Annotated in this window: 6 protein-coding genes and 1 pseudogene; 3 read left to right on the top strand and 4 right to left on the bottom strand. The window is 65.3% G+C overall.

Going from position 1 to position 5,720, the window contains the following annotated elements; all coding sequences use genetic code 11:
• A partial coding sequence (locus VFB18_RS03335) for a TMEM175 family protein (RefSeq protein WP_324971009.1) occupies positions 1–281 on the bottom strand: 281 nt, incomplete at its 3' end.
• A gap of 901 nt (positions 282–1,182) precedes the next feature.
• Complete coding sequence (locus tag VFB18_RS03340; protein WP_324971011.1) at positions 1,183–1,386, bottom strand: hypothetical protein; 204 nt, start codon at positions 1,384–1,386, stop codon at positions 1,183–1,185.
• 222 nt (positions 1,387–1,608) lie between these two features.
• Here VFB18_RS03340 and VFB18_RS03345 point away from each other — a divergent pair, with 222 nt between their 5' ends.
• Entirely contained in the window at positions 1,609–2,232 is a 624-nt protein-coding gene (locus VFB18_RS03345) for a TetR/AcrR family transcriptional regulator (protein ID WP_324971013.1), read from the top strand.
• A 32-nt stretch (positions 2,233–2,264) separates the two neighbouring features.
• Here the strand turns inward: VFB18_RS03345 and VFB18_RS03350 are convergent, their stop codons facing one another.
• Positions 2,265–2,636 carry a hypothetical protein gene (locus tag VFB18_RS03350; protein ID WP_324971015.1) on the bottom strand — a complete coding sequence of 124 codons (372 nt, stop codon included), beginning with the start codon at positions 2,634–2,636 and terminating at the stop codon, positions 2,265–2,267.
• A 451-nt stretch (positions 2,637–3,087) separates the two neighbouring features.
• On the opposite strand from VFB18_RS03350, the gene VFB18_RS03355 reads away from it, so the two are divergent.
• Positions 3,088–3,609: a hypothetical protein gene (locus VFB18_RS03355; protein ID WP_324971017.1), complete on the top strand. Its 522-nt coding sequence runs from the start codon at positions 3,088–3,090 to the stop codon at positions 3,607–3,609.
• A gap of 18 nt (positions 3,610–3,627) precedes the next feature.
• On the opposite strand, the gene VFB18_RS03360 is transcribed toward VFB18_RS03355, so the two are convergent.
• Positions 3,628–4,347, bottom strand: coding sequence for a vWA domain-containing protein (locus VFB18_RS03360; RefSeq protein WP_324971019.1), 720 nt, complete (start codon positions 4,345–4,347; stop codon positions 3,628–3,630).
• Positions 4,348–4,481: 134 nt separating this feature from the next.
• On the opposite strand from VFB18_RS03360, the pseudogene VFB18_RS03365 reads away from it, so the two are divergent.
• A pseudogene (locus VFB18_RS03365) lies at positions 4,482–5,720 on the top strand (hypothetical protein); the annotation flags it as partial.

The raw sequence follows: 5,720 nt of genomic DNA on the forward strand, positions 1-5,720 counted from the left end.
GCCCGCGTGTAGGCAGGGCTCGCCGCCTCGGGTTCCCCGGTCACTTGCGCGCGCCCCGACCAGAAGCCGACCAGGACGAAGAAGGTGATGAGATAGGCGGTGAAGGTGTCGGAGACGCCGGTCAGCCCGTCGAGGAACTCCCGATTGGTCTTGGGGTGGAAGTCTTGCGGCAGCTCGATATTGACCACGAGCAGCGTCATGGCGAAGGCGAAGACGCCATCGGTCAGCGCCTCGAGCCGGCTCTTCGGGATGAAGCGCGCTTCCTCTTTCTGCTCAGACAAGCGCTGCCCCCGCTCGGCCGCCCTCGCGATTCGCGCAAACGTCCGCCATCCTCGGCCCGAAGTTCCGTTCCGGTCAACTCGCGCCCGCGCGTTATCCCTCCCGTTCACCAGGGCTCCGTCATCCCGGCGAAAGAAGGTGCAGAGGCGCTTGCTCGGTGCTTGTTGCCCCCGGCTTGCGCCGGGGCGGCGAGTTCGCGGCTGCTTATCCCCGGTCCTCAAGCGCCGGTTACAATGCATCCACCTCGTCCGCTGAGGGGCGTTCTCGCGAGGCGTTGCGAAAGCGGGACGAGGGGCGGCGCCTGCGGGCTTCGTCGCAACGAAGCGCTCGGGCGGCAACGGAGCTCCCCCCGGACCCAATAAGAGGTCCTGCCAGGAGCTGGCTGACGACTTTGCGTCATGCGTTACCGGGCCGGTCGGCCTTCGGCAGCGGCTGGATGCAAAGGAGAAAGCGGGGCCCGGTGCCGTAGTGAGAACGCCGCGAAATAAGCATGCGCTCGAAGGGCGCGGAAGCTGCGTTATGCGCTCAAGTAGCGCAAGGCGCGGTAGCGCACCCAAAAGAGCGCTTGCTGGCGCGCCGGGAGGCGCCCGCCGTGTCTCCCAAAAGGAACACGGACACCATAGGTTTGCGCTTTTCGGCGCGCCGTCCCCTCCCTCGGATCGAGCCCGAGGGCAAGCCGGGGGAACGTTCTTTGACATGACCTCGCGCGTCAACGCGGCGAGGCGATAAATCCTGCCCGGAGGGATGCGCGCCACGAACGGCGTGGGCGAAAGATGTCGTTGCGAGAATTGTGCGGTGCGGGGACGAGGTGGGGGCCGCGGCGCTCGCCAGGTGCTTGAAGACGAGCGCCGCGGGTTCGCAGGGCGGAGGGGCTGGGGGGTTGGAGAGCCGCCCTGAATCTGCCTAGGGCCGGAGACCCGCCATCAAGGCTCTATTCACGGCCGGAGACCGGGTGGGAGCCTCCGCAGCGTCATGCTTCTCGTGCCATTTCGGCCCGGGCCCGCGCATGTAGTGCAACTCGGGCCGATAGGGGTCGAACAACGCCTTGCTCAGCGCCTGCCAGGTTGCCGACACCGCGGTCTGCGACGCGCCGGCGGACTGAGTCATTTCCCTCGCTTTTGCCATCTCGCTTACCGGTCAATCTCTGTTACAGGGTGTTTCAAACGATCATTTGAAATTCAAACACTCGTTTATGACCAAAGCGTGACCGTGGGCGGAGCCGGCGGGAAAATTGTGGGGGACGAGAGGTCGCGAGGCCCGCGATTGCACGGGCGGGGGGATGCGGCTAAAGTGAATTCAAACGACTGTTTGAATTTGTTGGCGAGGCAGATGTCCAGGCCATCCGACCATACCAGGCAGCAGATCCTGAAGGCGGCGATCGCGCTGTTCGCCGAGCGCGGCTACGACGCCACCAGCATCCGGGCCATCGTCGCCAAGGCGCGCGTCAACCAGGCGGCGATCAGCTACCACTTCAAGGGCAAGGAGGGCCTGTACGGCGAGGTGCTCAAGGTCGCCTTCGACGGCTATCTGAGGCTCGACACCTTCGACCTCGAGACGCTCAAGGAGCTGCCGCGCGAGGAGGCCCTGCGCCGTTTCGTGCACCAGCAGCTGCGGCCGCTCTTGGCCCGCGATCAGGTGAGCCGCTATATCAAGATCTTCGCCTGGGAGAACGTGCGGCCGAGCAAGGTGCTGACGAATTTCGTCAAGACGGGCGCGATGCCGTTTCTCGCCAGCGCCATCGAGCTGGTGCGCCGCTTCCTGCCGCCGGAGACCTCGGAGCAGGACGCCATGTGCGCCGCGCTGTCGCTGATGGGTCAATGCAGCGTGTTCGTGCGCAATCGCGAGCAGTTCATGAAGCCGCCGTTCAGTCTGAAGATCGACGAGGCCTTTGTCGCCCGTTTGACCGACCTCATCAGCGAACTCGCGCTTAAGGGCATGGCGGGGGCGCGATGAGTGCTCCCTCGGGCGGTCGAAGCTCCGCCGCCTCACTGCCAAAGGTCTTTTTTGAGCTCGGCCTCCTTGAGACATTGCTCGCGCAATTGGTTGATGACGCCGCCGATCTGCGCATCGACCCAGGCGTTGAAGATTGCCTGCTGAGACATGCCGCGAAGCTGGCCTGCCACCTCGGATTTCAGATACGAGGCGAGCGCGGGCGAGACGTTCATTTGCTCAAGCACCAGGAACATGTACTTGAAGCCCTTGTAGGTCGGGTTGCCGGCGTCGTTCTTGAGGAAAGCGAGCGAGAGTTCTTGCCGCTCCCTCGCACTCAAGCGTCCGATGATCCTCCTGATCAGGAGCACCGCAACTTGAACGGAGCAGGCGCGGGCGTTGGTCCCTTCGACTTGCCCCCGCCGCACGAGAGCCAATTCTCCCATTCGCTGCCGCAACGAGGGCAGCACCCCATGCGGAAAGCCGCAAAAGAGCAGCCTGAGGCAATCGTCGACGGCTTTTCTGTAGGCGCGGTTGTGCGCGCGACGAACAGCTTGCTGGTTGAGGAATGCCTGTAACATGTGTCCCACCCCCCGAGGAACGCATGCGACTTGGACACGACGTGCTACTGGAGTTTCGTGTCGATGAACCGGGCAACGCCGCAACCGGGCAAAGGTTCCTGGCGTGCAGGCAAATTGCTCGCTGAGGTCCGGGCGCTATCTCTCGCTATCGCGACGCCGCCGACGTGCATCGCGGCCTCTTCCCCGGACCGGCTCGGCGAGCGATCATGCCGGGGGTGTGGATAAGTTCAGGATTTCCAAGTTTGGTCATGCCGTGATGCTATGCTGAAGCAAGTGGGGGAACTGACCTAAAACAGCAATGACTTCAAGCAGTACCGACCTGAAGAAGGCCCTTCAGGAGAACCTGAAGCTGAGACGGGAACTTGCGGCCGAGGTGGCCGAAGCGAAGGGGGATAGGCTCGCGCCTCTCCGCCTCTTCGTGGCGCGACTTCTCGGCGCCTTCCGCTACGCCCTGTTCGGAAGGGTCAAATCGAGGCCCGTGTCGGCCCCTGCCGCCGCGCCGGTGTCGCCGCCAAAATCGGCGCTTGCTGGGCGGCCTGACCTGAAGAAGAGGCTGGTTGCACTCGACGATGCGCGCGAGCAGCAGACCCACCGTCTCCAGCAGCTCGATCGGCAGACCGATCCCGGCGAATGCCGCCAGAGGGCGCTCGAATGCGTGCGGCGGGCGCAGTCGACGACGGACCCCGAGGCCAAGCGGATCTGGTCGGACCTCGCCAAAACGTGGCTGACCTTTGCCGCCGATCTCGAGGCGAATGAGTGCCTGTTCGATGAATGGGGCAAGCCGCGGGCCAAGGCTGAGCGACTGTCGAGCGGCGGTTAGCCGCGCCGGTCGGGTGCCTCAGCGAAGGGATTCTCCGGCAGACGACATCATGGGACAGCCGAGCGTCTTCTCGAACGCCTTGATGAGGTCCTCGCGGTTGCTCGCCGTGATGTAGAGCCCGCCTGTCTCCTCGGCCAGGCATTTCACGTCGAGGATGCTCTGCGCCCCGGTCCAGCTGAAGCCCTTGAGCTGATAGCCGATGACGTCGACGGTCAGGTCGCGGCTGTTGGCCTTGAGCCATTTGCCGAGCTCGCACGGCGCCCCGCCGCAGGTTTCCTCGCCGTCGGTCAAAAGTACGACGACGCCCTTTTCGGTCCGGTAGTTGAGCACCTCGGCGGCCTGCTTGACGGCCGCAACGAGCGGCGTCTTGCCGGCCGGATTGAGGGCGTTCACCGTGCTCATGATGCGGTCGGCCGCGTTCGGGGCGGGCGGAAAGGCGAGATCGACGTTGCATTGCCCATATGGCCCTGGGCCGTAGGTGATGAGACCGATCTTGCGGAACCGGGTGACCCCGGGCAGCACCTCGGCCAGCGCCTTGCGGACCTCGTCGATCCGCGTCTTATCGCTGAACAGCCCCTGCACGGTATTGCCGGCCATGGAGCCCGAGGCGTCGAAGACGATCATCGCGTCTTCGGTGCATGGCGTCCTTGGCTCGTCAGGTCCCTGCGCCGCAGATCCGGCGATGGCCGCGACGAGCGCAAGCGCAACGGACCGCATGCCGTGAACGGGCCTGGTCATCCCCCGACTTTAGCCCAGACGGAGCGCCTTGCAGAGGCGCCCCGTGGCGCGCGGCGCACGTGCATTTGAGGTTTTTCCACCCGCGTTTTCGGAGTAATTTGATGCGCCGCCGAGGGAGCCGGAACGGGGGTTCCATGCTGCCTGAGCGCCGATCTCACGCGCTTGCCGCGATCGCATCGCCGCTGATCGCCTGCGCCCTTGTGTGCTTCCTTTTTGTGCCGGCGCGCGCCGGGGCCGAGGAGGCGCCCTCCGCATGCGATGAATTCGGGCTCGCGTTTCTCGCCTCTCCGATCGCGCCGTGGCAGGGCGCGCCGCTGCGCGTCATCTTCGCCACGGAAAAGCCGCTTGCCGGCGAACTCGTTCTGATCGCGCCCAAGGGAAAGGTCGCCGCCCAATCGCCCGACAGGCAGGGCGGGCCGCCCTATTTCTGGTACGCCGAAATCGCTGCGCCGGAGGCCGGCACGTGGCAGGCGAAGCTCACGCGCGAAGGCGCCGCACCCGAATGCCGCGAGGTCATCCGCGAGATCGTGGTCGAGCGCAAGCAGCCGCGCAGCCCGCGCGCCGGAAAGGGCGTCTGGCCGTTGCGCGGGCAATGGAATCGCGAGACCGAAAATCTCTACTCGGCATGGATCGAGAAGCTGTTCGACGCGCCGCTCGACCAGGAGCTCACCTGGAAGGCGATGGACGAGGTGCTGCACGATCGGTCGCGCAATGCGCTGTTCGACCATCTCGGCCTGCGCGAGGACCAGAAGGGGACGATCATCCAACCGGATTGCGCGGACGTTCCCTACTTCCTGCGCGCCTATTTCGCCTTCAAGCTGGGATTGCCGTTCGGCTATGCCAAATGCACGCGCGGCGACGGCGGGGTGCCGCCCCGGTGTCCGCAGTGGTGGAACATCCTGAACGAGGAGCCGCCGCCGGCGGTCGATGCCAGCGGCAGCAACGGGATGGTCGAGCCCGCGGGGTTCTTCGGCATCTTCGGCCCGCCGGAACCGGGCCCAAGCCTGCGGCGCAAACGGCTTCCGCAGAGGCCGAAAGGGCTCGTGCCGGGGTTCGAATACTATGTGACGCGGACGGTCGCCGACGCCGTGCAATCCGGCAATGGCCGGACCGCTGCCGACGACGACAACACCGATTATTATCCGGTGGCGCTGACCGAGGACACGTTGCGTCCCGGAACGATCTACGCCGATCCTTACGGGCACGTTCTCATTCTCGTGAAGCGCATCCCGCAGTCCGGCACGGGAGCCGGGGTGTTTCTTGCCGTCGACGGGCAGCCCGACGGAACGGTCGCGCGCAAGCGGTTCTGGCGGGGCAATTTCCTGTTCGCGCAGGATCCCTCGATCGGCAGTCCCGGATTCAAGCGCTTCCGC

The organism is Methyloceanibacter sp. (assembly GCF_035650995.1).
Taxonomy (GTDB): Bacteria; Pseudomonadota; Alphaproteobacteria; order Rhizobiales; family Methyloligellaceae; genus Methyloceanibacter.